Source organism: Amycolatopsis mongoliensis, from assembly GCF_030285665.1.
Lineage (GTDB): Bacteria > Actinomycetota > Actinomycetes > Mycobacteriales > Pseudonocardiaceae > Amycolatopsis > Amycolatopsis mongoliensis.
The window spans coordinates 2,324,926-2,351,663 of record NZ_CP127295.1 but is presented as its reverse complement, the minus strand read 5'-3'; the positions used below and the strand labels follow the sequence as shown (position 1 = coordinate 2,351,663).

The following is a 26,738-nucleotide window of genomic DNA, read 5'->3' as shown; positions in this document are numbered from 1 at the left end:
TTCATCGGCCCTTGTGCACAGGTCGGTCCACACCAGAGGTGTGCTCTGGCGCTGAGTGACAAACTGAGTGACAACCGAGGCGACAATGAGCGGACGTTGACGGACGCTGCTGGACAAGGAGTCTGCTGGCGACGACTCGGCCTTCATGATCGCAGGCGTTCCGTTTTGCCCTGATAACGAAGAGGTCCCAGGTTCAAGTCCTGGTAGGCCCACGCAAGTCAAAGCCCGGTTCGCGATGTGCGAGCCGGGCTTTTGCATGACCTGGGTGACAAACTGAGTGAGCGGGAGTCACCGCACCAGCTTCTCCTGGCTGGCCGCCCACGACGCCAACAGGGCCAGACCGTCCGCGGTCGCCGTGCCGGCGGGCGCGGTGTAGACGTTCAGGAGCAGGCCGGGTTCGGCGGGCAGCTCCATCGACTCGACGTCCAGGTCGAGCCGGCCCACCACCGGATGGTGCACACGCTTGCGGCCGGACCGGTGGAGCCGAACGTCCTGAGATGCCCATCGCCGCCGAAACAGTTCACTGCGTGTTGACAACTCCCCGACCAGGGCGATCAGCTCCTCGTCGTGCGGATTGCGGCCGGCTTCCATGCGTAGCTTCGCGGCCACATCGCAAGCGATTCGGTCATAGTCGACGAAGAACGTTTCTGCCGCCTCGGGATTCAGATACACGAACCGCGCGGTGTTCGCCGGCCGTCGTGTGTCGGCCAGCACCGGTGAATACAGCGCGCGGGCAAGGTGGTTCACGGCCAGCACGTCATAACGGCCGTTGCAGATCCACGCCGGCGCATCGGTGATGGCGTCGAGCACCCGCTGAAGCGCCGGACGCATGGTCGCGGCGGGTCGCCGGCGGCGTGGACCGCCGGGCGCCCTGGACTGCCGCGCAAGGTGGAACAGGTGATCGCGCTCGGCCTCGTCGAGGTGCAAGGCAGAGGCCAACGCGTCGAGCACCCCGTCGGAGGCGCCGGCGAGGCTGCCGCGCTCCATGCGCACGTAGTAGTCGACCGACACCCCTGCCAGTAGAGCTACCTCTTCGCGACGCAGACCTTTGACCCGGCGGTTGCGGCCGTAGGCGGGCAGTCCGGCCCGCTCGGGCGTGATCCGCGCGCGACGGGAGCTCAGGAATTCCTTGATCTCAGTGCGCAGGTCGATCTTGGCCACCTCGTCACCGTAGGCCCTGTCCGCAAGCGAAGGGAGGTTCTGCCGGTACCTCCGACGCCTAGGTACCCGATGCGGTCGTGGCGATGCCGCCGTCGATCGGGATGGTGGTGCCCGTGAGGTAAGACCCCGCCCGGCCGGCGAGGAACACGGCGATACCTGCCATGTCGTCGTCGCGGCCGAGCCGGCGCAGAGGGGCCTTCGCCGCGATGGTGTCGCCGAGGGCATCGAGCGTGGACGCCATCATCTGCGAGGGGAACGGTCCTGGGGCTACCGCGTTCACCGTGACGTGCTGTGGGCCCAGTTCCCTGGCAAGCACCCTGGTGAGCTGGTGGAGTCCCGCTTTGCTGCTGGCGTACGAGTAGTTGGGCGACTCGGCGACGTGGATGGCGGCGATACTGCCGATGTTGATGATCCGCGCCGGATCATCGGCGGTGCCCGCCCTGCGAAGTGCGGGGAGCAGCGCCTGCACCAGCCAGAACGGCGACTTGAGGTTGAGGTCGAGCACTGCGTCCCAGGCCTCGTCCGGGAACGTCTCCAGCGGCTCGCGCCACATCGCGCCCGCGTTGTTGACGAGGATGTCCAGGCGTTCCGAGTCGGCCTGGACAAGATCAGCGAGGCGCTGACACTCGTCGTGCCTGGACAGGTCGGCGGGAATTGCCCGAACGTCGCCGAATTCGGACAGCAGATGCTGTGCCTCCGTGCACGCGTCTGCTTTGCGAGAGCTGATGACGACGCGGGCGCCCGCCTGCAGAAGGCCGCGCGCTATCATCATCCCAATGCCCCTGGTGCCGCCAGTGACAAGTGCGTACTTCCCACTCAGATCGAAAAGATCTGCGTGAGCGGTGAACTGGTTGTCCGCCATTGGTCTTCGTTCCCTCTGTCGTGGAAGCCTGTGTTGACACGGCCGCGCGTCCGGTTGTCGGTCCACCATTTCTCCCCTGTGTAGCTGGGAGCCGACTCAAACAGGTTTACAGGCGTCCTGGACGTCTGGGAGACCCTGGTGATACAGGTACTGGTGAGAGCCCCCTTTCCTGGTGCGCTGCCACAATTCCCTCCTGCACGGTCCCAACGTGGGGTGTCAGTTCTGCGGGGTGAGCAGGACGATCGGGATTTCTCGGTTCGTTTCTGCGCGTACTCGTCGTACAGCGGGAAGATCTTCGCCATTTTGGGCCAAAGGTGGGCTCGCTCGGCCTGGCGACTACGACCAGGTCGTCGCCGGAGGTTCCGTAGATCAGGCAGGTTCGGCGGGGTACGCCCGTCTTGCGGCCGGTTGTCGCCAAGATCAGGGTGTACACGCCGTTCGATTCGTGGACCTCGGTGCCGCCTGAGGCCAGATAGGTGCGGGTTTGCTCGGCCACCCAGTCCCACTGGGAGTCGGTTGCGCGGTCGAGGTCGTCGGCGATGGCCATGGTCGGGGTCCTTTCCGGCGTGGGTCAGGCGATTTCTTCGGCCAGGGCGACGATGAGACCTTCGGGGCCGCGGACGTACGCCAGCTTGTGGCCGTTCTCGTACTTCACCAGTTCGCCCATGAGTTCAGCGCCGTGGATGCGGAGGCGGGGCAGGACTTCCTCGATCGAGTCGACCGCGAACATGATGCGGCGGAAGCCGGGGGTGTTGACCGGGGCGTTCCGCTCCGCGGCGGGGGACGTCGGCGCGTGGAACTTCATCAGCTCGAGCCTGCTGTGGCCGTCCGGGGTCTTCACCACCACCAGGTCGCAGCGGACGCCGTCGAGGGCGACCAAGCGGTCCACGTCCGGGCCCTCGACCGTGGCCTTGCCCTCGAGCTCCAGCCCGAGTTCGAGGAAGAACGCGACGGCCGCGTCCATGTCGTGGACGACGACGCCGATGTTGTCCAGCCGCTGGATCGTCATGGGTTCCTCCCGTGTCGCGCGGCCCCCGTGGGCCGCTCGTGACCCGGGGACGGCGCCGGTGCCGCGTTCTCGACACGAAAACCCGGAACTCGTGTCGAGAATCCGCGACTCGCTCCGTCCCCGGGGCATCAGCGACCCCGAAAGAGGGAGAAATCATGAAGTTCCTGCTGCTCAAGCACTACCGAGGGGGCCCCGCCCTCACCGTCGGCTTCCCGCCGATGGACCAGTGGTCGCCGGAGGAGGTCGACGCGCACGTGCAGTACATGCGGGACTTCGCGGCCCGGCTGGAAGAGAGCGGCGAGTTCGTCGAGACCCAGGCGTTGTCGCCGCAGGGCACGTTCGTGCGGTCCGACGGCGAGGGGCGCCCGCCGGTGACCGACGGTCCGTTCGCCGAGACCAAGGACCTCATCGCCGGCTGGTACGTCATCGACGTCGAGTCCTGGGAGCGCGCGGTCGAGGTCGCCGCGGACCTGTCCGCCGCTCCCGGGCCCGGCGGGGAGCCGATCCGCGAGTGGCTCGAGGTCCGACCGTTCTACGGCGTGCCGGCCACGATGAACGAGGACGCCTGACTCTCGATCGAGAGCGCAGCACTCCTGAAGGGCCTGGTCCTGCCATGACGCGAGTCAGCCCTGCCGGGAAGAGAATGTACCGGCAGGGCTGAGCGGTCACGGTCGACGCGCGCCACGGTCGCCTCTCGGCGAGTGGCTCGACGCGGCTCCAGCCGGACGGAATTCCGCGAAGGCAGTGGTTGAGGCCCGGGGGACACGGTGGGCACATCGACCATCCGGTACAACAGGACACCCCGCCCCGGTATTTCCGGCCGAGTGTGACCTGCGTTACCTGCGCAATCATGGTTCCACGTGGAACCACCGCCCCCGACGGTGGCCGGGGCCGGTGCAGTAACATCGCGGGGTAAGGGAAGCAAGCTGAGAAGGGGGCTTCGGTGAAGAAGCTGCTGGCACTCGCGGTCATCGCGGGCGGCGTCCTGTTCGTCGTGAAGCGCAACAAGGCGGCCAAGGCCGAAGCCGACCTCTGGCGTGAGGCGACCGCGCCGGTCCCCTCGAACAACGGCACTACTCCGGCCAAGCCGGCGGGTGCGTCCCACAACTGAGTTTCCCGCGGGCTCCGGCCCGCACCGGGGCTGTAGCTCAATTGGTAGAGCACCGCCTTTGCAAGGCGGGGGTCAGGGGTTCGATTCCCCTCAGCTCCACAACGATTCCGTTGGCATGCAACGAAAATTCCGGCGTACGCTGGGTTCGTGGAATGGCCGCTCAAACGCGTCGACCTCGGTGAGGTCGACTACCACCAAGCCCTGGCCGACATGCGGACGTGGGTCGAGGAACGGCAGCGGAACCTCGCCGAGGATCGGCTGTTCCTCCTCAGCCACCCGCCGATCGTCACCTACGGGGCGCGCACCAGACCTGAGGACCTGCCGGCCGATCTTCCCGCCGTCCAGGTCGATCGCGGCGGGTTCGCCACCTACCACGGGCCCGGGCAGCTCGTCGGCTACCTCGTCGTCGACGTCAAGGCGCGTGGGCCCGTCGACATCGTGCGGTGGCTCGAAAACGGGCTCGTCGACGCGCTGAAGAGGCTCGGCTTTCCCGCCGTCAGAAGGGAAACGCCGAAGGGACACGCCAGCCTCGCCGGCGTCTGGACGCCCGACCACCGCAAGGTCGCCTCCATCGGGATGCGGATCCGCGGCGGCGTCACGAGCCACGGCTTCGCGCTCAACGTCGACCCGGACATGGCGGCCTTCCGCCACTTCACCGTGTGCGGCCTCGCCGACGTCACCATGGTGTCCCTCGCCCAGCTCGCCGCCGAGCAAGGACGAGGGACACCGACCGACGCCGAGGTGCGCGACGCCGTCGTCGAAAGCCTCACCTCAGGAAGCTGATCAGCGCGTCCCGGCCCGCGTGGCCGCGCTCGCGGTTCTGGATCGAATGGGACTCGCCCGGCACGATCACCAGCTTCCCCAGCGGTGCCTGCGCCGCTTCCTCCTTCGCCCACTCCAACGGCGTCGACAGGTCCCGGTCGCCGTTCAGCAGCAACACCGGGACGTCCGGCAGCTGCGTCGCCGGGTTCGAGCCGACGCGCTCCACCGGCCAGGGCAGGCAGCCCTGGATGAAGCCCTGCCGCGTCGCGACTTCGGTCGTGTACGGCCACGTCGCCGACGCCGGCAGCGCCGGTGCGGTCAACGACAGCAACGGCTGCCGCAGGGACACCGGCGTCGCCGACGTCCCCCACGGGAAGCGCTGGTCCGCGCACAGCGTCGCCGCGTGCAGGCCCGTGCTGTAGGCCGCCGGGTCGACGTCCTCGGTCGTGTAGCCCTCGACCAGCTGATCCAGCCACTCCGGCGAGCCGCCGCGAGCCGCGTGCAGGGCGCCGATGACGTCTCCCGCGTCCGCGGAGCGGTACGTCGGGTCCGAGAACTCGTAGGCGACGATCGCGTCGAAGATCTTCACGCCGTCGGCCGGGCTGCGCTGGCGGACCACCCACGCGAGGTCTTCCGCCGGGTCGAAGCCGCAGGCCGGGGCCACCGAACAAGCCAGCCGCAGCACGCGGGCTTCGGCCGTCAAACCGGTCAGATACAGGGATGCCGACGCGGAAGCGTGGTGCGGCAGCACTGAATCCAGCACGACCTTGCTGACGTTGCCCGGGTGCGCGATCGCGTACCGCGCCGCGGTGAACGAGCCGTACGAGACGCCGTCGACCACCATCTTCGACACGCCCAGCGCCTGCCTGAGCTGGTCGAAGTCCGCGACGCTCTGGTCGGTCGAGTACAGCGGGGCCGTGTCGCCGAGGATCCGTGCGCATTCGGTGACCGCGTCACGCGTCGGCGTCGCGATGTCCGAACTGCCCATCTGCGCCTGCAGGCCCGGGCAGCGCAACGCACCGGCGCCGGTGCCGCGCTGGTCGAGCATGACGATCCGGTAGTCCTCGGCCACCTCCGGCAGCCGTTGGGTGGCGATCCGCGTGATGGTGCCGACGCCGCCCTGACCGGGCCCGCCGGTGAGGAACAGCAGCACGCCCTTCGGCGCGGTCGCGTTGTCCGCGGTCGCGACGGGCAGGTCGAGCGTGCCCGGCCGCCGGCCGGTGTGGTCGAACGGCACGGTCAACGTCGAGCAGGTGAAGCCCGGTTGTCCCGGGCACGGATGCGGGTCCGTCAGCTTCGGTCGTCCCCCAGGACGCGCGTCGGCCGCGGCCACACCCCCGAGTGCGGCAGTCAGCGCCAGGACCAGCCCGGCGGCCAGCAGTTTCGAACGCATGATCCATCATGCGCACAGCCGCCCGCGCGCGGTCTACCCCCGATCAGGGCTTGACGCAGGAGATCTTCGCCCGCACCGGACCCGCGGGGTTCGCTTCTCCGGCCGTGTTCGGCGCGTTGTCGCGGCGGCTGCCGTCGGAGTTCGTGACGCACAGGCGGCCGTCCGGGAGCAGCACCGGGCTGGTCGGGAACTCCAGCGGCCCGCCGTTGCGCAGCTTCGACGTCGCGTCGGCCGGGTTGCGGAAGTACTCGACGACGCGGCCGTCGCGCCGGGCCAGCACGATGGCGTTGCGCTCGTTCGCCGCCGTCCAGACGGTGCCCGCGCGGTCGAGGACGATCCCGTCGGCGCCTTCGAGGTACGGGTGCTGCACCTCGAGGTCGTCCAGGCAGAGCGTGTTCGCCGGGAACGTGACGTCGCAGCCGGTCGCGGCGCGTGGGCGGCCTGCGCGGTCCATCGGCGCCCGCCAGAGCGCGCCTCGCGCCGTGTCGGCCACCAGCAGCGTGCCGTCCGCGGTGAACGCCAGGCCGTTCGCGACGATGTGCTGCGAGCCCGCGGTGTCCGCCGCGGCGCGGCCGTTCGGCGTGATCGTGACCGCGCCGGGCGGCAGGCCACGCACGTCCCGGCCGACCCCGCCGACGCCGTTGACCACGTTCACGTCACTGACCAGCGGCTGCACGCGGAACATCTCCGCCGCGACGCCGTCCGCGCCCGCGCGCCACACGCGACCCTGGCCGGTAACACCGTCGGAGATCCAGAGCGCGCCGGACCGGTCGAACGCCAGGCCGTTCGCGCCCGGGACGCCGCTCGCGAACACCGTCGCCGCCGGTGGGTTCGCCGCGTCCGGCACGAAGGACACCACGGTGTCGGCGTTCGCGACGTACAGCCGGCCACCGCGGTCGAACGCCAGGCCGGCGGGGGTGCACGGCGCCGGGATCGTCCCGACGACCGCGGCCGGGCCGCCGGTGGCCGCGACGCGGTAGACCGGGCAGGGATCGGCGCCGCGGGCCGGTGTGAAGAGGTTGCCGCGGCTGTCGGTGGTCAGGCCTTCGAGACCGAGCGGCGACGCGAACACCGTCTCGAACACGGCGGGGTGCCGCGACGGCGGGACTTCCCCGGCCGAGGCACCGGACAGCAAGCCGGCCATCAGTGCGGCGGTGGCGGTGAGGACGACGGTTCGGCGCATGCGGGCCTCCGATTTGTCGGATTTCCTGCCTACGCCGCCGCGCCCGGACCGTCAAGGCCAGAGGCGCTCGCTGACCCAGCTGCCGCCGGTCTTCCGGTACCGCAGCCGGACGTGCCTGCGATCGTGGCTCGCCTGCCAGAACTCGACTTCGTCCGGGTCGACGAGGTAGCGCGTCCACGTCTCCGGTGCTGTCTCCGGGTTTTCCGAGACCCAGCGCTCCGCTTCCGCGGCGGCCGCGTCGAGGTCCGCGGGGTCGTGCAGCACCTGTGACTGGTGCCCGATGAACGCCTCGACGCGCGACGCCGGCGGCCGGGCCAGGAAGTCCGCCGCGGACACTTCTGCCGCCGCGGGGGAGACCGGCCCGCGCAGCCGGACCTGGCGGCCGCGCCCGGGCCAGAAGAAGGTCAGCGCCGCACGGGGATCCTTGCGCAGCTGCAGCCCCTTCGGGCTTTCCGAGCTGGTCGCGACCGCCCAGCCGGCCGGGCCGACGTCCTTGAGGATCACCACCCGCGCATCCGGTGCGCCGTCGGCGTCCACTGTGGACAGTGTGACGGCGTGCGGTGCCAGCACGTGCTCACCGGCTTCGGTCAGCCACTCGACGAAGAGCGTCCGCGGGTCCTCGGCCGCCGTTTCCGGTGTGAACACGGGAAGTTCTTCGGGGAACGACGGCCAGCCACGCAACTCCACCATGTCAGTAACCGTACGGCGGGTGCCCCGGCGGCGGGTAGACGGGCGGCTGCGGACCGGCCGGCCCGGCGTACGGCGGGGGCGGGACCTGCGGTTGCTGCGCCTGCTGCCACTGCACCTGCTGGTACACCTCGGCGGGCTGCGGGAAGCAGAACGTCAGCTTGGCCCGGATCGCGCCGTGCATCGCGGCGCCCCACATCTTCCCGCCGGTGAACGCGTACGTCTGCCCGGCCGTGAGGTCCACGGCGACCATCCGCGTCTCGCCGCCGACCTGGTTGCCCGACTTCGCCGACGCGGCCTGCGCGGCGTCCGGGTACACGCGCTGGCCCACGAGCCCGGCGATGACGACCGACGACGCTGTCCAGCCCATGGTGCCGACCAGGTTCGCGCGGGCGTGCTGCGTGGCGCGGCCGGTGAAGTCGTACAGCGCGGCGGCCGTGACCTCGGGGACCGCCGCGGCTATGACGCAGTAGTTCATCGTCGACATCAGCACCGACTCGGCGAACAGCCCGACGGGGCAGACCGCGGGCCCGATCTGCACGGTGTTCAACTGGCCACCGGAACGCTGGATGCGCTCGGCCACCGCGCCGAGGTACTGCTCGGGGGTAAGCACGACGCCATCGTTGCACGCCCGGCCGTCACGGCGAGTTCAGCCAGCAGTTTTCACACACGCTTCATGGTTGACTGTGCGCGCTATGCGACGACTCGTACTTCTCGCGCCCGCTGTGGTGCTGCTGGCCGGCTGCGGCCCCTCCATCGTGTCCGGCACCGCGACCCCCAGTCCGCCGTCGGCGTCCACCGGCGCGGCCGCGGGCTCGGAGCTGCCGCCGGATCCCCAGCCGGCCGCGACCGAGGACTGCCCGTACCTCGACAGTGAATTCGTGGCCGACTCGAACGGCCAGCACGTGTCGAAGGTGCGCGTGTCGGCGGACAAGCCGCACCCGGCGTGCTTCTTCTACCGCCCGGACGGGAAGATCCAGCTCACCGTCCGGGTGTACGTCGGGGACGCGAAGACGGCGACCGCCCTGGTCAACAAGGTGGCGCCGGTCGACTCGTCCAACCCGGCGAGCGACCCGGCGGGCTGGAAGGGCGGCTACGAGTCGACCGACGACGGCGCCGTTTACGCTGTCGCGAAAGGGCCCGCGGCGGTCATCGCGACCACCAACCAGAAGCAGAGCGTGAAGGCACGCACAGTGGTGAAGAAGGCTATCGCTGCCCTGAAGCTCTAGGTAGCGGCCTCCACACGGGTGAGTGATGTTGATCTTGTATTACCCTGTGCGTCACGCGCAGGCTTCGTGGACTCGCGCACCGCAGCCATCGGGGGATCCCCACCCCCGGGGGCCGGGCACAAAATCTGCAACGACAAAGGACTAGATCGTGGCTGACACCCTCAAGGAAATCCTGCTCGACTCCAGCCGTCGCCCGGCTGTCGTGACCGACTTCGAGACCCTCGTCGACGCCGAGGTCTCCGACAAGGGCGGCGTCTCGGGTGCCGTCGTCAAGACCGGCTTCGCCGCGGTCAAGAAGATCAAGCCGGGCATCATCCCCTCGGCCGTCGACACGCTGCTGCCGGACTTCGCCAGCGCGCTCGAGCCGTTCTACGGCGACTACCGCGCCAAGGGTGGCAACGACTTCGGTGCCTACCTGACCAGTCGCTCGGACGAGGCTTCCGACGCGCTGCTGAGCGTCACCGACTCCCGCGCGGAGCGCAGCAGCCGCGACAGCATCAAGAAGGTCTACTCGAAGCTGCGCCCGAACGGCAAGAAGAACGTCGAGGAGGCGCTGCCCCGCCTCGGCCAGCTGATCGACAAGCACGCCGCTGCCGTCTGATCGGACTCCAGGCACCACTGAAGAGGCCCCCCGGGTGCACGCCCGAGGGGCCTCTTCGTGTGCGGCTCAGTTCTTCTTCTCGGCGGGCGCCGGGGACGGCGCCTTGCCGTTCGCCTGCGGGCTCGGCTTCGCCGCTTCGGCGGGCTTCGGCGCAGGCGGGGTGGCCTTCGGCGGCGCGGGCGCGACCGGCGGCTCCTGCTTCGAACGGAGCACGTAGGCGGCACCGGCGCCGACCACGACCAGGCCGAGCAGCCACGGCCACTTGCGACGGCTGCGCGTGCCCTTGGCGGCGGCCTTCGCCTCGACCACAGCGGCGTAGAAGTCCTTCTTCGCCGCCTTGAAGTCCTTCTTGCCGCGGCGCTTGGACTCGCCGGCCGCCTTCGCGGCCTTGATGGCGGCCTTCTTCGCCTTGCGGCCCGGCTTGCGCAGCTCGGAAAGCCGGGAGAGGGCCTCCTGGCGAGCGGCCTTCGAGCTCTTCTTGAGCTCCTTGCGGGTGAGCTCGGTCTTCTTCGCGAGCTGCTTCTGCGCGCGCCGGCCGTGCTTGACGCCCTCGGAGACGAGTTTGTCGGCGGTCTCGGCGGCCTGGGCTGTCGCCCGGGACATGGACTTCACCTCATCATTCGTTTTGACACTGCTCTGTTACCCGTAACCTATCGTGCCCCTTTTCGCCGCGCCCCGCTGCTGATGGCACGATGAGACTCGTGAAAGCTACGCTGCACACCAACCAGGGTGACATCAACCTGAACCTGCTCCCCGACCACGCGCCGAAGACGGTCGCGAACTTCGTCGGGCTGGCGGAGGGCACCAAGGAGTACACCCAGCCGAACGCGGCGGGCACGAACTCCGGCCCCTTCTACGACGGTTCGATCTTCCACCGGGTCATCGACGGCTTCATGCTGCAGGGCGGCGACCCGACCGGCACCGGCCGCGGCGGCCCCGGCTACAAGTTCGGCGACGAGTTCCACCCCGAGCTGCAGTTCAGCAAGCCGTACCTGCTGGCCATGGCCAACGCCGGGCCCGGCACGAACGGCTCGCAGTTCTTCATCACCGTCGCGCCGACCACCCACCTGAACTTCCGGCACACGATCTTCGGTGAGGTGGCCGACCAGGAGTCGCGCAACGTCGTCGACGCGATCGCTCGCACCTCGACGGGGCCGGCGGACCGCCCGCTGACCGACGTCGTCATCGAGAAGGTCACGATCGACCACGAGGGCTGAGCCGGTCAGGTTTCGGTAGGTTGGTTCCATCGTGAACCAACCGCCGAATCCCACCGCCGAACCGCAAGCCGCGCTCCCCGGGTGCTGGTGGCACCCGAACCGCCCGACCGGGCTGAGCTGTTCCCGGTGCGGGCGTCCGGCGTGCCCTGATTGCCTCCGCGAGGCCCCCGTCGGCTTCCAGTGCACCGACTGCGTGCACAGCGGAACCCAGCAGCAGCGCCGGCAGCACCGCGGCTACCAGGAGGCCGGGTTCGGCCAGCGCACCGTCTTCGGCGCGCGGCTGTCCCAGTCGGTGCTCGTCACCCAGGCCATCCTCGCGGTCAACGTCCTGGTCTTCCTCGTCACGGCCGTCCAGGCGGGCAGCCTCAACGACAACGACCTGTCGACGCTCTTCCAGCACGGCGCCCTCTACGGCGACGCGACCCTCGGCCACAGCGAGTGGTGGCGCGTCCTGACCAGCGGGTTCCTGCACTACGGGCCGATCCACATCGCGGTCAACATGTTCTCGCTGTGGATGATGGGCCGGTCGCTGGAACAGGTCTGCGGCCGCGGCCGCTACCTCGCGCTGTACTTCGTCTCCATGCTCGGCGCCTCGGCGGCGGTGCTGCTGTTCGGCGACCCCGGCGGGTTCCCCGGCACGGTCGGCGCGTCCGGAGCGCTGTTCGGCCTGATGGGCGCCTACGCGGTCACGGTGCTGAAGCTGCGCCTGAACCCCACCGGCCTGATCATCACGCTCGCGCTGAACGCCTTCATCACCTTCGGCATCCCGGGCATCTCGATCTGGGCGCACGCCGGCGGCCTGGTGACCGGGGCGCTGGTCACCGTCGCGCTGCTCTACGCCCCGCAAGCCGACCAAGCGCGCTGGCAGGCGATCGGCATCGCGATCATCGCCGTCGCGATCATCGGCCTGATGTTCTACCGCGGCTCGCAGTTCCCGGCCGAGACCTGCCAGTTCGTCCAGTACCGCCAGGGCCTGTACTACACCTGCGGCTAGCTGCGCGCGCGCAGCGTGCTGAGCACGTCCAGGACGTCGCGGGGGTCCTCGCCGAGGTCGAGCCACCCGAAGACGTAGAGCTGGTCGTCGTGCTCGATCTCGAGCGTGACGCCGTCGCGGCCCAGCCGGCGGGTGGTGCGCAGCCGGGTGCGGGTCTGCGCCCACGGCAGCCGGTGCGTGCCGCCCAGCGTCCGGGCCACCAGGCCCTCGGTGCCGGCGGCCAGCCTCGGCCGGACGAGCGTCGAGTGGGCGGCGAACGCGCCGGCGGCCAGCGTCGCCAGTGCAAAGAGCACCAGGCCGCCGCGGTCGCCGGTCAGCGCGTCGGCCACGACGCCGACCAGCAGCAGCGCGGTGACGGCCCACGCCGATACCACAAGGGCCTGCCGCGGTGCCCACGAGGTGGGGTAGTTATCCACAGGGGTTATCCACACTGGGGATGAGTCACACCGGTGTAATTCGGCGTCAAGCCGCCATTCGGAGTAATAATCAGCGCCAGCGCATAGTCATCAGGAGACCCGCGATCATCAGCGCGAACCCGCCGGCGAAGTTCCAGTTGCCGAGGTCGGCCATCCACGAGATCTTGTCCCCGGCGATGTAGTTCACCAGCAGCCAGATCAGGCCCAGGAGCATCATCCCGAACATCGGGATCTTCCAGGCGAGACCGGTGGGACCGGCCGCCCGCACCTTCACCGGCGTGCGCCGGTCGGCAGGCGGGGTGTAAGCCGTCTTCTTGCGGACCTTGGACTTGGGCATCGTGTTCCTCGCGGTGCTCTTCGGGCTGGTCGGTGGCGATGACCCGCTCGGGGTGCGCAACCAGCGCCACGTGCACACGTTAACGTAAACGACCGCAGGAAAGCAGCGGCCGGGAGTGGTCGGATTTCCCGTACCGTGACGTCGGGGTCACCAAGTGTTCGACGCGGCTTGAGAGGAGCTTGCGTGGCTACGCGCGAAGGACCGGATGACGACCGGCGCAGAAACCCCGGGCAGCGGCCGATTCCCCAGCGCCGCCCCGCCACGCCCCCGCGCGGCCAGGTGCCGCCCCGCCAGCCCCAGGGGCAGCCGCCCCGGCGTCCGCAGGACCCGCCGCCCCGCCGCTACACCAGCCCCGCCCCGCCGCCGGGCTCGGCCGAGGAGACGGTCGTGTTCGCCCCGGTCGGCAAGGGCGGCACCGCGACCGAGGAGAAGCCGCCCCCGCCGCCGCTGGGCAAGGGCGGCGTCGCGATCCGGACGGCCGGCGAAATCCTCATCACGCTGGGCCTGGTCGTCCTGCTGTTCATGGTCTACGAGCTGTACGTGACCGACCTGTTCTCGGCGGGCAAGCAGTCGGAGGCGAGCGACCAGCTCGACGGCGAGTGGGCGCACGACCGCACGCTGCACCCCGAGCTGATCGACGGCAAGGCGTTCGCCCGCATCCACATCCCGACGTTCGGCGTCGACTACAACTTCACGATCCAGGAAGGGACCGACGACGCCTCCCTGGAGGTCGGCCCCGGCCACTACAAGGGCACGGCGCTGCCCGGCGAGCCCGGCAACTTCGCCGTCGCCGGCCACCGCGTCGGCAAGGGTGCCCCGTTCAACGACCTGGACAACCTCTCCTCCTGTGACCAGATCGTGATCGAAACCTCGACCGACTTCTACATCTACAAGGTGCTGCCCTACGACGACGAGATCGAGAACTGGGCCGGCGGCAAGGGCGCCGACCCGAAGTGCAAGGGCGTCTCGACCCTGCGCGACCCGAACGCCGAGGACGGCGGCGCGTACGACGAGACCTTCGGTCGCAAGGTCGTGCTGCCCAGCCAGGGCACCGCGGTGAACCCGGTCCCGTACAAGGGCGCGGAGACGTTGCCGAAGGCCCAGCAGGCCGCGCTGCTCACGCTCACCACGTGCCACCCGCAGTTCTCCGCCCAGCAGCGGCTCATCATCACCTCGGTGCTGACCCAGCAGGTGCCGAAGAACCAGGTCAAGGACTACGGCGACCTGCTCACGAAGATCGGGGAGGCCTGATGTACGGGTGGATCTGGCGCAAGCTGCCGGGCCCGTTCGCGGCGAAGCTGACGCTGGCCGTGGTGCTCGTCCTGGGCGTGGTCGCGCTGCTGATGTTCGTGGTGTTCCCGTGGCTGGAGCCGCGGTTGTGGTTCAACGAGGTCGCGGTCAACTGAGCCGGAACCCGCCGGGCCGGCGGTCCGTTCCCCTCTCGGGAGAGGGGGCGGGAGTGAAAACACGTCAGAAGGACCGGAACAACCCGCCGCCGGAATCGCCGTGGAGCGAGATCCGGCCGGGCCTGTGGATGGGCGGGCACGTGGTGGGCGGCCCCGACGGCGAGGAGCCGGTCGTCGTCGGGCGCGAGTTCGCTCTCGTGCTCAGCCTCTACCAGCGCGACGGCCACGGCCCGCCGCCCGGCGTCGAACACCACTTCGCCGAGCTGCCGGACGGGCCGTTGAGCGAGGCGCAGCTCGGCGAGGTCGAGCGGTTCGCGGAGCTCGCGGCCGAGGGGGTGCGCGCGGGCCGTCCGACGCTCGTGCGCTGCCACGCCGGGCTCAACCGGTCGGGCCTGGTCGTCGCGCAGGCACTCGTCGAGCTCGGGCTCGGCGTGCCGGAGGCGATCGCGCTGGTCCGGCGGCGGCGCTCGCCGTGGGCGCTGCACAACGAGCTGTTCGTGCGGTACCTCGAGAGCGGGCTGCCGACCGCGCGCCTGCTGGTCGGGCTCGGGCCTTGAGGTCCTCCGGCGCACCGGGGTGCGCCGGAGGACCGTTCTAGCAGTCCCGCAGCTCCGGGCTCTGGTTGAGCAGCTGGCCGCGCGGCGAGACGAACGCGCGGTAGCGGTCACCGTCCACTTCGGACTTGCTGAACACGGCGACCCGGTGGCAGTTCTGGAAGGCCAGCTTGACGCCGAAGTGGCGTTCGAGCCCGCCGCGGATCGCGTCCGAGGCCAGGGCCCGCAGCAGCTGACCGCGGGCGGCTTCGCTCGGTGGCGGCGTCTCGTTGTCGGCGAAGCCGTCCGCCGCGCCTTCGGCGTCGGCGATGACGCCGGTGATGACCTCCCAGGCGTACGGCAGGGATTCCTTGACGCAGGTGACGAACTCGGCGTCGGTGACCTCCCCGCGCTCGGCCTTCTCCAGCAGCGCGGGTGACACGTCCAGGGACATCGAACCTCCAGTTTGAGCAGGGCCGTCTTCCTGGCTACCGGCCGGGTCGCTCCGCCACAAGAGAAAACGATGATCATCACCACTTTGGCGGAAGCGAGGGGTCACTCCCAGCGGAAGAGCTTCGCCGCCAACGCCGTTCCGATCGCCGCGAACGCGGCGAGCACGACCAGCTGCAGCGGCTGCACGCCGACGCCGACCCAGGCGTCTTGCAAGGGCTGCGTGCCCGGCGGGACGTAGTCGCCGATCCGCCGCAGGACCTCCGGCAGCAGCGGCCGCGGCAGGTACACGCCGCCGAAGAACATCGTCGGCAGGAACGCGATCAGCGCGAACCCGCCGGCGGCCTTGGCCGTCCGGGCGACCGCCGCTGCCAGCAGGCCGAACGAGAACATCGAGACCGTGCCGAGCAGCAGCGTCACCAGGAACAACAGCGGGTGCTTCGGCAGCGGGACGTCGTAGGCCGCGTGGGCCACGCCCAGCGTCAAGCCGATCCCGGCCAGCGCGACCACGACGTGGATCAGCAGCTGCGCGCCCAGCAGGTTCGCCGGGTGCACCGGCGTCGTGGCCAGCCGGCGCAGGACGCCCTGCTCGCGGTAGGTCGCGACGGCGCCCGGGATCGACTGCAGCGCCAGCATCGCGAGGCTGATGACGATCACCGACGGCACCCACGCGTCGATGAACCGGTACCCGCCGGCGGCCGGGCTGGGCTGCGTCATCCCCGGGATGGCGCCGACCGCCAGCAGCACCGCGGCCGGCAGCAGGATGCCTGCGACGGCCATGAACGGCGTGCGGAGGAAGAGCTTCGTTTCGGTGGCGGTGATCTTGGCGAAGGTGTTCACAGCGTGCTCCTGGTCAGCGAGATGAACGCGTCGTCCAAAGTGGATGCTCCGGCGGTGGCGCGGAGCTCGGCCGGGGTGCCGGTGGCGACGACGCGGCCGGCGTCGAAGATCGCGACGCGGTCGCAGAGCCGTTCGGCTTCGTCCATGAAGTGGGTGACCAGCAGGACGGTGACGCCGGTGGCGCGCACGCCTTCGACCAGCCGCCACGTCTCGCGGCGGGCGTGCGGGTCGAGCCCGGTGGTCAGCTCGTCGAGGATGGCCAGTTCGGGGTTGCCCACCAGCGCGAGCGCGATCGACACGCGCTGCTTCTGGCCGCCGGAGAGCTTCCCGAAGTAAGCGCGCTGGTGGTCGCGGAGGTCGAGCCGGTCGAGCAGGACGCCGACGTCGGCCGGGTCCGGGTAGAAGGACGCGAACAGCTCCAGCGCCTCACGCACCCGCAGCTTCGCGGGCAGCCGGCTTTCCTGGAGCTGGACGCCGACGCGGCGGGTCAGCGCCGCGCGGTCGGCCGTGGGGTCGAGGCCGAGCACGGAGATCGTCCCGCTGTCGGCCTGGCGGAGGCCCTGCAGGCATTCGACGGTGGTGGTCTTCCCGGCGCCGTTCGTGCCGAGGATGCCGAAGATTTCGCCGCGCTCGACGGTGAAGGAAACGCCGTCGACCGCGACCCGGGAGCCGTAGCGCTTGCGGAGTTCGGTGACTTCGATGAGGGGCATGGCGACCAAGCTACGAAGCTTCGTCGGCGCGCAGAATGACGCTGAATCCCCAGCTCAAGTAGGGTTTTGCTGACGCGGGAGTGGGGCTGGGCCCACCCCGTTCGTGGGGCTTCGGGCAGTGCGCGGCCAGCGGCGAGTCGGCGAAGATCCCGGGGGAAGGAGGTGCCGGATGACGTACCTGCGTGCTCTCGGGCGGGCCTGCGCGCTGGCCGCGCTCGCCGTGGTCAGCTGGTTCGACGTGCTGGTCGAGCTGGTCGCCTTCGCGCTGTTGTGCGTCGGGCTGGTCTTCTTCCTCGGTCCCGCCATCGAGTGGGCCCGGCACCGCTCGGCGACGGCCCGGACGCTGGCCGCGCGCTGGTGCGGCGTCGAGATCGAAGCGCCGTACCGGCCCGAGCCGCCGGAGCCCGTGCGGGAACGCGACGGCTGGTACCGCGACGGCAACACGCTCTACAAGCGGGCGTTCTGGATCCGCTGGAACCGCCGCTTCACGTGGGCGATGGAAGACCCGGCCGCCGGCCGCGAGTTCGGCTGGCAGTGCCTGAACCCGCTGGTCACGCTCCTGCTGCCGGTCGCGGCGCTGCTCGGCGGGCCGGTGGTGCTGCGCGGCTACGGCCGGTGGACGCGCTGGTGGCTCGGCCCGCGTCCGGCCGCGGTCCCCGGCCAGGGGCGCTGGCTGCACCGGCGGCTCGAGTCGCTGGGACACCAGATGGGCATCCTCGCGCTGGGCGCGGTGCTGTTCGTGTTCTCGCTGTGGCAGCTGGTCGTGATCGCCTTCGCGTTGCCGGTGGCGGCGCCGGTGATCCTCTGGACCCGCTCGATCACCGACACGCTGCGCCGCGAGGCCGGCAACTGGACCGGCGTGCGCATCGCCCGGCCGTACCTGCCGCCGCCCAGCCTGCCGGTGCCCCGACCGGACGGGCTCTACCAGGCCGGCAAGCAGCTGTACGAGGAGCCGTTCTGGCCGGTCCAGCACGCGCGCACGCGGTGGGTCCTGCACGACCGGGCCACCTGGCGCGACATGGCGGGCGGCGCGCTGATCCCGCTCGTGTCGCTGCTCCTCGTGCTGCCCTCGGTCGCGCTGGTCGGCCGCGGTGCGGTCGGCCTCTTCACCCTGTGGGTCTGGCGGCCGTTCGTCTCCTCCCCGGCGACGTGGTGGCCGTTTCCCGAGGTCTCGACGCACTTCGGCGCCGCCGTGCAGACGCCGGTGGCGCTCGCGATGATCGTCGCCGGGGTCGCGCCGGCGACGTGGCTGGCTCGGCAGCAGGCCCGCTTCGTGCGGGTTTGGCTGGGGCCGACGGACGCGACCCGGCTCGCCCAGCGCGTCGAACGGCTGAAGCAGACCCGCACGGACGTCACGGTCACGCAGGCGGCGGAGCTGCGGCGGATCGAACGCGACCTGCACGACGGCATCCAGTCGCGGCTGGTCGCGATGGGGATGAAGCTCGGCGCGGTCGAGGCGCTGGTGGACACCGACCCGGCGGCGGCGAAACGGCTCGCGGCCGAGCTGCGCGCGGCGTCGTCGGAGGCGCTCACCGAGCTGCGCGTGCTGATCCGCGGCATCCACCCGCCGGTGCTGTCCGAGCGCGGGCTGCTGGACGCCGTGCGCGCGCTGGCTTTGGACAGCCCGCTGAAAGCACAGGTCACGGGCTCGCTGCCGGGGCGCGTCGAGGAGCCGGTGGAGGCGTGCACCTACTTCGCGGTGTCGGAGCTGCTGGGCAACGCGGCGAAGCACGGCGCGGTGCGGGTGTCGATCGACGTCGGGTTCGCCGACGACCAGCTGACGGTGGTGGTGACCGACGACGGCAAGGGCGGCGCGAACCCGGCGCTGGGCTCGGGACTGCGCGGAATCGAGCGCCGGCTGGGCGGCTTCGACGGTAGGTTGACCCTGACCAGCCCGATCGGCGGGCCGACGACGGCGACGGTGGAGATTCCGTGTCAGATCGACCCAGAACCGTCGTCGCCGAAGACCAGTACCTCCTCCGAGACGGCCTGACGCACCTGCTGGCCGCGCACGGCTTCGACGTCGTCGCGGCGGTCGGCAGCGGTCCCGAACTGGCGGCGGCCTTGCGTGCGGAACGGCCCGACGTGTCCATTGTGGACGTCCGGATGCCGCCGACGAACACGGACGAAGGGCTGCAGGTCTCGCTCGCGGCCCGCCGGGAGATCCCGGGACTGCCGATCCTGGTGCTGTCCCAGCACGTCGAGCAGCTGTACGCCCGCGAACTCCTGGCCGACGGCACCGGCGCGATCGGCTACCTGCTGAAGGACCGCGTGTTCAACGCGGACCAGTTCATCGACGCGGTCCGCCGCGTGGCGGCCGGCGGCACGGTGATGGACCCCGAGGTGATCGCGAAACTGGTGGCGGGCAACGCCTCCGACCCGCTGGGCGCGTTGACGCCCCGGGAGCGGGAGGTGCTTTCGCTGATGGCGGAGGGCTGTTCCAACGCGGCGATCGCCGGCCGGCTGCACTTCAGCGAAGGCGCGGTCGGCAAGCACACGGCGAACATCTTCCAGAAGCTCGGCATCTCGGCTTCGGACGACACGAACCGCCGCGTGCTCGCCGTACTGGCGTACCTCGGTGCCGCTTAGCCGCGCGAAACCCGCGTCATCTCTTCGCGCTCCACGACCTTGATCCGCTCGCGCCCGGCCGCCAGGCCCAGCGACTTTTCGTGCGCGTCGAGCTTGCCCCAGCCTTCCCACGTCGTGAACGGGATTCCGCGCGCCGCCAGGAAGTCGAGGATCGCGTCCGGGGAGGCGTCCTTCGGGGCCGTCAGCGTGTCCGCGTCCGACAGCAGGCTCGCGATCGTCTCCGCCGCGTCGCCCTTCGTGTGGCCGATGAGGCCGACCGGTCCGCGCTTGATCCAGCCGGTCACGTACACGCCCGGGAGCTGGTTCTCGTCCAGGTCCAGCACCCGGCCCGCCTGGTTCGGCACCACGCCGGCCACGTGGTCGAACGGGAGCTCCGGCAGGTGCGACGACAGGTACCCCACCGCCCGGTACACCGCCTGGACGTCCCAGTCGTGGAACTCGCCCGTGCCGCGCACGTTCCCGTCGCCGGTCAGCTCGGTGCGTTCGGTCCGCAGGCCGGTCACGCGGCCGTCTTCGCCGACGATCTCCGCCGGCGAGTGGAAGAAGTGCAGGTGCAGCCGCCGCTGCCGGGTGCCGGGGTCGCGGATCGCCCACTCCTGCAGCGTCTTCACGACCATGTCGATCTGCTTCGACGCCCGCAGCGCCGCGATGCTGCCGTCGTCGAACTCGATGTCCTCCGGGGACACGATGACCTCGACGTTCGGCGAGTGGTCCAGCTCGCGCAGCTCCAGCGGCGTGAACTTCGCCTGCGCCGGGCCGCGGCGGCCGAACACGTGCACGTCGGTCACCGGGCTGGCCTTCAGGCCCTGGTAGACGTTGTCCGGGATGTCCGTGGTCAGCAGCTCGTCGGCGGTCTTCGCCAGGATCCGCGCGACGTCCAGCGCCACGTTGCCGACGCCGAGGACCGCGACCGAAGACGCGGTCAGCGGCCACGTGCGCGGCACGTCCGGGTGGCCGTCGTACCAGGACACGAAGTCCGCGGCCCCGTGGCTGCCGTCCAGGTCGATGCCCGGGATGTCGAGCTCGCGGTCGGCGGACGCGCCGGTCGAGAAGATCACCGCGTCGTAGAACTCGCGCAGCTCGTCGAGCTTGATGTCGGTGCCGTAGTCGATGTTGCCCAGCAGGCGGATGTTCGGCTTGTCGAGCACCTTGTGCAGCGCCGTCACGATGCCCTTGATGCGCGGGTGGTCGGGGGTGACGCCGTAGCGGATGAGCCCGAAGGGAGCGGGCATGCGTTCGAAGAGGTCGATCGTCACGTCGGCGTCGGACTTGTCCAGGATGTCGGCGGCGTAGACGCCGGCGGGGCCAGCGCCCACGACCGCTACGCGAAGGGATCGACTCACTCCTCCCACGGTAAGTTAGGTTCACCTAACCTAAAATGTGATTTGCGGTACGGTCCACTGGTTGGGAGCCGGTAGGCTCGGCGCCATGCGCGTTCTCGTCGTCGACAACTACGACAGCTTCGTCTACAACCTGGTCCAGTACCTGGCCCAGCTCGGCGCCGACTGCACGGTCTGGCGCAACGACGTCGTGGACCTCGACCGCGTGCCCGAGTTCGACGCCGTGCTCGTCTCGCCCGGCCCGGGAACGCCCGAACGCGCTGGTCAGAGCATGGACGTCATCCGCAAGTGCGCCGAGACGCGCACGCCGATGCTCGGCGTCTGCCTCGGCCACCAGGCGCTCGGCGTCGTCTACGGCGCGACCGTCGACCGCGCGCCCGAGCTGCTCCACGGCAAGACGAGCCAGGTCCGCCACGCCGGCGTCGGCATCCTCAAGGACCTCCCGGAGGAGTTCACGGCCACCCGCTACCACTCCCTGACCGTGGTACCCGACACCATCCCGGCCGACGTCTTCGAGGTCACCGGCCGCACGGAGTCCGGCATCGTGATGGGCATGCGCCACCGCGAGCTGCCGCTGGAAGGCGTCCAGTTCCACCCCGAATCCGTGCTCACCGAAGGCGGTCACCGGATGCTGGCCAACTGGCTGGCCGCGGCCGGTCACCCCGTCGACCCGGCCCGGGTGGACGAGCTCGAGCGGGCGACCAAGGCGCTCCAGAAGGCCGCTGTTGCGTGATCCGGCTCGAGGGGGTCGGCAAGCGGTACGGACGCGGTGACTTCGTCCTCCACGACGTCGACCTGAACGTCGAGCCCGGGCACGTCGTCGGTGTTCTCGGCAGCAACGGCTCCGGCAAGTCGACGCTGCTGCGGATCATGGCCGGCGTCTCGCACCCGACCACCGGCACCCTCACCGGCACCCCGCGGATCGGCTACCTGCCGGACCGCTTCCCGGCCGGCCAGCGCATGGGCGCGCGGGCGTACCTGCGGCACATGGCGCGCATCCGCGGGCTCACCGACCTCTCGGTGATCGACCCGCTGCTCGAGCGGCTCGCGCTGGTCGGCGGTCCGACGGCGCCGCTGCGCACGTTGTCGAAGGGCAACGCGCAGAAGGTCGGGCTCGCGCAAGCCGTCATGGTGCGGCCCGATCTGCTGATCCTCGACGAGCCGTGGTCCGGCCTCGACGTCGGGACGCACGCCATCCTCGGCGAGCTCGTCGCCGAGACGCGGGCACGCGGCGCGAGCGTGGTGTTCACCGACCACCGGCCGCAGGTGGTGCACGACCACGCCGACGTCGTCCACCTCATGAACGACGGCCGGCTCACGGCGGAGAGCGCCGAACCGACGACGCGGATCGTGCTGCGCGGCCACGGCACCGAGTGGGCGGACGAGCCCGGCGTGCACCACGCGGTCGTCGCAGGGGCCCAGATCGTGCTCACGGTCGAGGTAGCGTCGGTCGACGCGGTGCTGCTGCGGGCGTTGAAGGACGGCTGGTCGGTGCGGGAGGTGGCGCCGTGTTCGCCCTGACCCGCTACTACTTGGCGCTGCTCGGGCATTCGCAGCGGTACCTGCCGGCGCTGCTGGCCTACCTCGCGCTGTGCGTGATCCTCTACGCCGACCCGAACTCGCCGCCGCTGCCGCTGTTCGGCGTGAGCGCCGGCGGACTGCTCGTCGTCTCGTGCTGGCTGACGATCGCGCTGCTCGACATCGAGGACCCGGTGCAGCGGCTGGTCACCCTGAGCCACGCCCGGCAGTGGCGGCGGATGATCACCGGTGCGATCTTCACCGTGCTGACCTGCTCCGCGGTCCTCACCGTGATCACCGAGGTGTGGTCGGCGATCAAGTCGTTCAAGGTCCAGCCGTCGGCGCTGGGCATCGGGCTGCTCGCCCACTTCGCGTGCGCGCTGCTGGGCGTCGCGATCGCGCTGCCGTGCTCGCGGCTGCTCGTGCAGCGGATCGGCTGGACGGTGCTCGCCGCCGTGGTCACGCTGATCGTCGTGCTGCTGGCGAAGATCCCGCTGGTCCACCCGCTGCTGCACGCCCTGACCGACGACGAACCGGTCGGCGGCCCGCTCGTCCTGGCGGTGGTGACGTCGGTGGTGGTGCTGGCCGCGAGCTTCCTCGTCGTTTCGCGGCTCGTGCAGCGCCGTTCCTGAGTGCAATTTGCAATCTTCAATTTCTGCAGCAGGGTACCGGCGGGTGCTCGCGGCCGACTAAGGTTCGGGTCCTCTCCGATTCTGGGTGAAAGGAGACCGGGTGACGGCTGGGATCGTCGCGATCACCGGGCCAGACTCCGACGGCGAGCTCCGGGAGCTCGCCGCCTGGCTGCGCGGAGAGGACGAGCTCCGCGGCCGCGTCCAGCTGTTCGACGCCGTCGTGGTCGGCGTGACCAGCAACTCCGCCGGCGTCTTCTGCCGTTCCCTGTTCGCCTGGCTGCGCCGCTACCGGGAAGGCCGCGTCTCGCTGAAGATCAAACGCTCGGGTGCGGCCGAGGAACTGGAGCTCGACTGCGGTCCCGCGAGTGACGCCGACCAGGTTCTCGGTGCCGTCCAAGGATTTCTCGACAAAGCCTGAACAACGAAGAAGGCCCGCACGGCGAACCGTGCGGGCCTTCTTCGTCGAGTCCGTTACTGCCCTGGTGTGGTCGATGTTCCCGTCGGGAACAAGGGTTCCGACACCGAGACCGTCACGTTCTGGTCCTTGTCGATCTGCGCACCCGGCGAAACGCTCTGCTTGGTGATCGTTCCCTCCGGCTTGTTGCTGGTCCGGTCGGACTGCGGCCGGAGCTGTCCGGTCCAGCCCATGCTTTGCAGCTTCGACTGGGCCTCGTCGACCGTCATGCCGATCAGGAGCGGCATGGTGATCTTGTTGTCGCCCGGCCCCGTCGAGACGGTCAGGGTGATCGTGCTGCCGACCGGCACCGAACCGCCGTTCGGCGTCTGCTGGATGACCTGTTCCTTCGGCTGGTCGGACTGCTGCTCCACCCGCTTCACGGAGAAGCCCATGCCGGTGAGGGTGGAGTTGGCCTCGGCGTAGGTCTTGCCGATGAGGTTCGGGACCTGCTTCTGCTGCTTGCCCTTGCCGATGGTGATGGACACGCTCGTGCCCTGCTGGACCTGGTTGCCCGCCTGGGGGGTCTGGTTGACGACCTTCCCCACGTCGTTCTGGTCTTCGACGTCGACTTCCTGCACCGACGGGTTCAGGGTCAGGCCGGCTGCCTTCAGCTTCGTTTCCGCGTCGTCGCGGGTGCTGCCCTTCAGATCGGGCACGGTCGCCGTGCCCGGCGGCTGGCCGATCGTGAGCGTGATCTGCGCCGACGTCGCGACCGGGGTGCCCACGTCGGGGGTGATGGCGATGACCTTGTTGACCTGGTCGTTCGTGCAGGCCACGTTGCCGCTCGCGTCGGGGATCCCGCAGGGCACCATCTTGTTGGGCGCGAAGTTGTTCAGGCCCTTCTCGCGCAGGGTGTTCTTGGCCGCCAGCTCCGACTGCCCCTTGACGTCGGGGATCTGCACGGTGGTCGCTTCGTCGTTGCCCTTGAACGAGCCCGACAGCCACATGATCAGCAGCACCGCGCCCAGCACGAACACGGCGGCCAGCGCGGCCAGGATCGCCCGGCGGCGGCGCTTGGCCTTCGGGTCCTCGTCGTCCGGGGCGTCGTACTCCTCGTAGCGCTGCGGCTGCCGCCGGTCGGCGTTCATCACCTGCGTGCGCTCGTCCTCGGACATCACCATCGGTGCCGCCGGACGCTGGCCCGAGAGCGTGCGCACCAGGTCCGAGCGCATCTCCGCCGCCGACTGGTAGCGGTTCGCCGGGCCCTTGGCCAGCGCCTTCAGCACGACGGCGTCCAGTTCCGGCGCCACCGCCGGGTTCACCGACGACGGCGGGTTCGGGTCTTCCCGGACGTGCTGGTAGGCCACCGCGACGGGGGAGTCCCCGGTGAACGGCGGCTCACCGGTGATCAGCTCGTACAGCACGCAGCCGGCGGCGTAGACGTCGGACCGGGCGTCGACCGACTCGCCGCGGGCCTGCTCCGGCGAAAGGTACTGCGCCGTGCCGATCACCGCGGCGGTCTGGGTCATCGCGGACTGGCCGTCGTGCATCGCGCGCGCGATGCCGAAGTCCATCACCTTGACCGCGCCGTTCTTCGTGATCATCACGTTGGCCGGCTTGACGTCGCGGTGCACGATGCCGTGGCGGTGGGAGAAGTCGAGCGCCGCGCAGACGTCGGCCATGACCTCCATGGCCCGCTTCTGCGACATCGGCCCTTCGGTCTTGACGATGTCGCGCAGCGTCCGGCCTTCGACGTACTCCATGACGATGTACGGCAGCGGGCCGAACTCGGTGTTGGCCTCACCGGTGTCGTAGACCGCGACGATCGCCGGGTGGTTCAGGGCGGCGGCGTTCTGCGCCTCACGGCGGAAGCGCTCCTGGAACTGCGGGTCCCTGGCGAGGTCGGCACGGAGGATCTTGATCGCGACTTCCCGGCCGAGACGCACGTCGTGGCCGTGATGGACCTCGGACATGCCTCCGTAGCCGAGCGTTTCGCCCAGCTCGTACCGGTTGGAGAGCAGTCTGGGTGTGCTCATCTCTGGGTGCCGTTCCATTCCGTCCAAGGTGTGGTCATGATGCCTTGCTGGCCATCGTCGGTCGTGCCGGGAGTGTCCGCCGGGTAGACGCTCGTAGCGGGCGGCTCCTCCGCGGGCGGCTGTCTGCCCGGGACCACCTGACCCGTCGTCTGGCCGGTGTGCGGTGGCGAACTCGAGCTGCCGATCATCTTCGCGACCAGGACGATGCCGGCCACCAGGACAACGAGCAGGATGGCCGCGAGGAGCGCCCACCAGCCCCACTGGGACTTCTTCCGGGTCACCGGCACCATGACCGGACGCATCACGGGCCGGGACGGCGGGCCGATGGCGGGCATCGGGTTCACCGCCGGCGACGGCGGGCCGACCGGCATGTGCTGCTGCTGCGGCGGGACCTGTTGCTGCGGCGGGACCGGCTGCTGCACCGGCTGTTGCTGCACCGGCTGCTGACCGGTCGAGTACGTGGCGTTGACCAGCCCGGACGGCGTCGGCAGCGGCAACCCGGCGCGGACCGCGGCGACGGCGGCCGCGAACTCGCCGCCGTTGTTGTAGCGCTGCCGCGGATCCTTCACCAGCGTCGCCTCGATCACCGCGCGCGCGGCGGGCGGGACGTCCGGCGGCAGCGGCGGTGCGATGTCCCGGATGTGCATCATCGCGACCGTCACGGCGTTTTCGGACAGGAACGGCCGGTGCCCGGCGAGGCATTCGTAGCCGCACACCGCCAGCGAGTAGACGTCGGACGCCGGCTCGGCCGGGTGCCCGAGCGCCTGCTCCGGCGCGATGTAGTGCGCGGTGCCCATGACCATGCCGGACCGGGTGACCGGGGCCGCGTCGGCAGCCTTCGCGACCCCGAAGTCGGTGATCTTCACCTGGCCCGCGGGCGTCACCAGGATGTTGCCCGGCTTGACGTCCCGGTGGACCAGGCCCCGCTCGTGCGCGGCCTGCAGCGCGTTGCCCGCCTGCTCGAGCATGTCGAGCGTGAACTCCGCCGACAGCCGCCCGTGCTTGGCCAGCAACCCGGCCAGCGGATCACCGTCGACGAGCTCCATCACCAGGTAGGCGATCGAGAGGTCGCCGTCGAAGATGGTCTCGCCGTAGTCGTGCACCGCGGCGATGCCGGGGTGGTTCAGGGACGCCGTCATCCGCGCTTCGGTGCGGAAGCGGTGGAGGAATTCGGCGTCGCCGGAGAGTTCGGCCTTGAGGATCTTGACGGCCACGGTCCGGTCCAGCCGGGTGTCGCTGGCCTGCCAGACCTCGCCCATCCCGCCGACGGCGATCCGGTTCGTCAGCTTGTACCGCTCGGCCAGCAGCTGACCGGAGGACAGCAT

General features: G+C 70.2%; 33 protein-coding genes and 1 tRNA gene. 17 read left to right on the top strand and 17 right to left on the bottom strand.

Features of this window, described 5'->3' with window-relative positions; all coding sequences use genetic code 11:
- Positions 1-288: 288 nt before the first annotated feature.
- The 4 genes from QRX60_RS11405 to QRX60_RS11390 all read right to left on the bottom strand — a co-directional run bounded on the left by QRX60_RS11405 (position 289) and on the right by QRX60_RS11390 (position 3,032).
- Positions 289-1,161: a helix-turn-helix transcriptional regulator gene (locus QRX60_RS11405; protein WP_286000740.1), complete on the bottom strand. Its 873-nt coding sequence runs from the start codon at positions 1,159-1,161 to the stop codon at positions 289-291.
- A 58-nt stretch (positions 1,162-1,219) separates the two neighbouring features.
- A complete protein-coding gene (locus QRX60_RS11400) occupies positions 1,220-2,023 on the bottom strand; it encodes an SDR family oxidoreductase (protein ID WP_286000739.1) in 804 nt (267 codons plus the stop codon).
- Positions 2,024-2,129: 106 nt separating this feature from the next.
- Complete coding sequence (locus tag QRX60_RS11395; protein ID WP_286000738.1) at positions 2,130-2,570, bottom strand: nitroreductase/quinone reductase family protein; 441 nt, start codon at positions 2,568-2,570, stop codon at positions 2,130-2,132.
- A 24-nt stretch (positions 2,571-2,594) separates the two neighbouring features.
- Positions 2,595-3,032 carry a VOC family protein gene (locus QRX60_RS11390; protein WP_286000737.1) on the bottom strand — a complete coding sequence of 146 codons (438 nt, stop codon included), beginning with the start codon at positions 3,030-3,032 and terminating at the stop codon, positions 2,595-2,597.
- A 152-nt stretch (positions 3,033-3,184) separates the two neighbouring features.
- On the opposite strand from QRX60_RS11390, the gene QRX60_RS11385 reads away from it, so the two are divergent.
- The 4 genes from QRX60_RS11385 (at position 3,185) to lipB (ending at position 4,926) form a co-directional block, all read left to right on the top strand.
- On the top strand, positions 3,185-3,601 hold the full coding sequence (locus tag QRX60_RS11385; protein WP_286003560.1) for a YciI family protein: 417 nt from the start codon (positions 3,185-3,187) through the stop codon (positions 3,599-3,601).
- Between the two features lie 374 nt (positions 3,602-3,975).
- The gene (locus tag QRX60_RS11380) at positions 3,976-4,143 is read left to right on the top strand and encodes a DLW-39 family protein (protein ID WP_086679331.1); all 168 of its coding nucleotides are present in this window, start codon (positions 3,976-3,978) and stop codon (positions 4,141-4,143) included.
- 26 nt (positions 4,144-4,169) lie between these two features.
- Positions 4,170-4,242, top strand: a tRNA-Ala gene (locus QRX60_RS11375).
- A gap of 48 nt (positions 4,243-4,290) precedes the next feature.
- Positions 4,291-4,926 (top strand): lipoyl(octanoyl) transferase LipB, encoded by a 636-nt coding sequence (gene lipB, locus QRX60_RS11370; protein ID WP_286000736.1) that lies wholly within the window; start codon positions 4,291-4,293, stop codon positions 4,924-4,926.
- Here lipB and QRX60_RS11365 read toward each other — a convergent pair.
- Genes QRX60_RS11365 through QRX60_RS11350 form a run of 4 tightly spaced genes read right to left on the bottom strand, consistent with a single transcriptional unit; the run spans position 4,910 to position 8,781 of the window.
- Positions 4,910-6,298 carry an alpha/beta fold hydrolase gene (locus QRX60_RS11365; RefSeq protein WP_286000735.1) on the bottom strand — a complete coding sequence of 463 codons (1,389 nt, stop codon included), beginning with the start codon at positions 6,296-6,298 and terminating at the stop codon, positions 4,910-4,912. The genes lipB and QRX60_RS11365 overlap by 17 nt on opposite strands.
- A gap of 43 nt (positions 6,299-6,341) precedes the next feature.
- A complete protein-coding gene (locus QRX60_RS11360; RefSeq protein ID WP_286000734.1) occupies positions 6,342-7,481 on the bottom strand; it encodes an SMP-30/gluconolactonase/LRE family protein in 1,140 nt (379 codons plus the stop codon).
- Between the two features lie 51 nt (positions 7,482-7,532).
- Complete coding sequence (locus QRX60_RS11355) at positions 7,533-8,171, bottom strand: pyridoxine/pyridoxamine 5'-phosphate oxidase (protein ID WP_286000733.1); 639 nt, start codon at positions 8,169-8,171, stop codon at positions 7,533-7,535.
- Between the two features lies 1 nt (position 8,172).
- Positions 8,173-8,781: a hypothetical protein gene (locus tag QRX60_RS11350; protein WP_286000732.1), complete on the bottom strand. Its 609-nt coding sequence runs from the start codon at positions 8,779-8,781 to the stop codon at positions 8,173-8,175.
- Between the two features lie 82 nt (positions 8,782-8,863).
- Between QRX60_RS11350 and QRX60_RS11345 the strand changes: the two genes are divergently transcribed.
- Positions 8,864-9,397 carry a DUF2020 domain-containing protein gene (locus QRX60_RS11345; RefSeq protein WP_286000731.1) on the top strand — a complete coding sequence of 178 codons (534 nt, stop codon included), beginning with the start codon at positions 8,864-8,866 and terminating at the stop codon, positions 9,395-9,397.
- Between the two features lie 148 nt (positions 9,398-9,545).
- Positions 9,546-9,998, top strand: a complete 453-nt coding sequence (locus QRX60_RS11340) for a DUF6918 family protein (RefSeq protein ID WP_286000730.1) — start codon at positions 9,546-9,548, stop codon at positions 9,996-9,998.
- Positions 9,999-10,064: 66 nt separating this feature from the next.
- Here QRX60_RS11340 and QRX60_RS11335 read toward each other — a convergent pair whose 3' ends face one another.
- On the bottom strand, positions 10,065-10,601 hold the full coding sequence (locus tag QRX60_RS11335; RefSeq protein ID WP_286000729.1) for a hypothetical protein: 537 nt from the start codon (positions 10,599-10,601) through the stop codon (positions 10,065-10,067).
- 89 nt (positions 10,602-10,690) lie between these two features.
- Between QRX60_RS11335 and QRX60_RS11330 the strand changes: the two genes are divergently transcribed.
- Positions 10,691-11,215 carry a peptidylprolyl isomerase gene (locus tag QRX60_RS11330; protein ID WP_286000728.1) on the top strand — a complete coding sequence of 175 codons (525 nt, stop codon included), beginning with the start codon at positions 10,691-10,693 and terminating at the stop codon, positions 11,213-11,215.
- 193 nt (positions 11,216-11,408) lie between these two features.
- Positions 11,409-12,209 (top strand): rhomboid family intramembrane serine protease, encoded by an 801-nt coding sequence (locus QRX60_RS11325; RefSeq protein WP_286000727.1) that lies wholly within the window; start codon positions 11,409-11,411, stop codon positions 12,207-12,209.
- Here the strand turns inward: QRX60_RS11325 and QRX60_RS11320 are convergent.
- Both QRX60_RS11320 and crgA read right to left on the bottom strand, forming a co-directional pair.
- Complete coding sequence (locus QRX60_RS11320; RefSeq protein WP_286000726.1) at positions 12,206-12,625, bottom strand: PH domain-containing protein; 420 nt, start codon at positions 12,623-12,625, stop codon at positions 12,206-12,208. The two genes, QRX60_RS11325 and QRX60_RS11320, sit on opposite strands and share 4 nt — an antisense overlap.
- Before the next feature lie 70 nt (positions 12,626-12,695).
- A complete protein-coding gene (gene crgA / locus QRX60_RS11315; protein WP_284743405.1) occupies positions 12,696-12,962 on the bottom strand; it encodes a cell division protein CrgA in 267 nt (88 codons plus the stop codon).
- A gap of 183 nt (positions 12,963-13,145) precedes the next feature.
- Between crgA and QRX60_RS11310 the strand changes: the two genes are divergently transcribed.
- Genes QRX60_RS11310 through QRX60_RS11300 form a run of 3 tightly spaced genes read left to right on the top strand, consistent with a single transcriptional unit; the run spans position 13,146 to position 14,925 of the window.
- Complete coding sequence (locus QRX60_RS11310) at positions 13,146-14,213, top strand: class E sortase (RefSeq protein ID WP_408630224.1); 1,068 nt, start codon at positions 13,146-13,148, stop codon at positions 14,211-14,213.
- Positions 14,213-14,368 carry a hypothetical protein gene (locus QRX60_RS11305; protein ID WP_286000725.1) on the top strand — a complete coding sequence of 52 codons (156 nt, stop codon included), beginning with the start codon at positions 14,213-14,215 and terminating at the stop codon, positions 14,366-14,368. The genes QRX60_RS11310 and QRX60_RS11305 overlap by 1 nt, the downstream gene beginning before the upstream one ends.
- 53 nt (positions 14,369-14,421) lie before the next feature.
- Entirely contained in the window at positions 14,422-14,925 is a 504-nt protein-coding gene (locus QRX60_RS11300; RefSeq protein ID WP_286000724.1) for a protein-tyrosine phosphatase family protein, read from the top strand.
- 37 nt (positions 14,926-14,962) lie between these two features.
- Here the strand turns inward: QRX60_RS11300 and QRX60_RS11295 are convergent, their stop codons facing one another.
- From QRX60_RS11295 to QRX60_RS11285, 3 genes are all read right to left on the bottom strand, one after another.
- The gene (locus QRX60_RS11295; protein ID WP_286000723.1) at positions 14,963-15,355 is read right to left on the bottom strand and encodes an SCO5389 family protein; all 393 of its coding nucleotides are present in this window, start codon (positions 15,353-15,355) and stop codon (positions 14,963-14,965) included.
- A gap of 101 nt (positions 15,356-15,456) precedes the next feature.
- Positions 15,457-16,191, bottom strand: coding sequence for an ABC transporter permease (locus QRX60_RS11290; protein WP_286000722.1), 735 nt, complete (start codon positions 16,189-16,191; stop codon positions 15,457-15,459).
- The gene (locus tag QRX60_RS11285) at positions 16,188-16,901 is read right to left on the bottom strand and encodes an ABC transporter ATP-binding protein (RefSeq protein WP_286000721.1); all 714 of its coding nucleotides are present in this window, start codon (positions 16,899-16,901) and stop codon (positions 16,188-16,190) included. Before QRX60_RS11285 ends, QRX60_RS11290 begins: the two co-directional genes overlap by 4 nt.
- Before the next feature lie 169 nt (positions 16,902-17,070).
- Here QRX60_RS11285 and QRX60_RS11280 point away from each other — a divergent pair, with 169 nt between their 5' ends.
- A complete protein-coding gene (locus QRX60_RS11280; protein ID WP_286000720.1) occupies positions 17,071-18,894 on the top strand; it encodes a sensor histidine kinase in 1,824 nt (607 codons plus the stop codon).
- Positions 18,834-19,490: a response regulator gene (locus QRX60_RS11275; RefSeq protein WP_286000719.1), complete on the top strand. Its 657-nt coding sequence runs from the start codon at positions 18,834-18,836 to the stop codon at positions 19,488-19,490. Before QRX60_RS11280 ends, QRX60_RS11275 begins: the two co-directional genes overlap by 61 nt.
- On the opposite strand, the gene QRX60_RS11270 is transcribed toward QRX60_RS11275, so the two are convergent.
- Positions 19,487-20,806 carry an FAD-dependent oxidoreductase gene (locus QRX60_RS11270; protein ID WP_286000718.1) on the bottom strand — a complete coding sequence of 440 codons (1,320 nt, stop codon included), beginning with the start codon at positions 20,804-20,806 and terminating at the stop codon, positions 19,487-19,489. The genes QRX60_RS11275 and QRX60_RS11270 overlap by 4 nt on opposite strands.
- Positions 20,807-20,918: 112 nt before the next feature.
- On the opposite strand from QRX60_RS11270, the gene QRX60_RS11265 reads away from it, so the two are divergent.
- From QRX60_RS11265 to QRX60_RS11250, 4 genes are all read left to right on the top strand, one after another.
- On the top strand, positions 20,919-21,563 hold the full coding sequence (locus QRX60_RS11265) for an aminodeoxychorismate/anthranilate synthase component II (RefSeq protein ID WP_286000717.1): 645 nt from the start codon (positions 20,919-20,921) through the stop codon (positions 21,561-21,563).
- Complete coding sequence (locus QRX60_RS11260; protein WP_286000716.1) at positions 21,560-22,351, top strand: ATP-binding cassette domain-containing protein; 792 nt, start codon at positions 21,560-21,562, stop codon at positions 22,349-22,351. The genes QRX60_RS11265 and QRX60_RS11260 overlap by 4 nt, the downstream gene beginning before the upstream one ends.
- Positions 22,339-22,980: a hypothetical protein gene (locus QRX60_RS11255; protein ID WP_286000715.1), complete on the top strand. Its 642-nt coding sequence runs from the start codon at positions 22,339-22,341 to the stop codon at positions 22,978-22,980. Before QRX60_RS11260 ends, QRX60_RS11255 begins: the two co-directional genes overlap by 13 nt.
- A 100-nt stretch (positions 22,981-23,080) precedes the next feature.
- Complete coding sequence (locus QRX60_RS11250; RefSeq protein ID WP_286000714.1) at positions 23,081-23,398, top strand: effector-associated constant component EACC1; 318 nt, start codon at positions 23,081-23,083, stop codon at positions 23,396-23,398.
- 53 nt (positions 23,399-23,451) lie between these two features.
- Here the strand turns inward: QRX60_RS11250 and pknB are convergent, their stop codons facing one another.
- Positions 23,452-25,413, bottom strand: a complete 1,962-nt coding sequence (pknB, locus tag QRX60_RS11245) for a Stk1 family PASTA domain-containing Ser/Thr kinase (RefSeq protein ID WP_286000713.1) — start codon at positions 25,411-25,413, stop codon at positions 23,452-23,454.
- The gene (locus QRX60_RS11240) at positions 25,410-26,738 is read right to left on the bottom strand and encodes a serine/threonine-protein kinase (protein WP_286000712.1); all 1,329 of its coding nucleotides are present in this window, start codon (positions 26,736-26,738) and stop codon (positions 25,410-25,412) included. The genes pknB and QRX60_RS11240 overlap by 4 nt, the downstream gene beginning before the upstream one ends.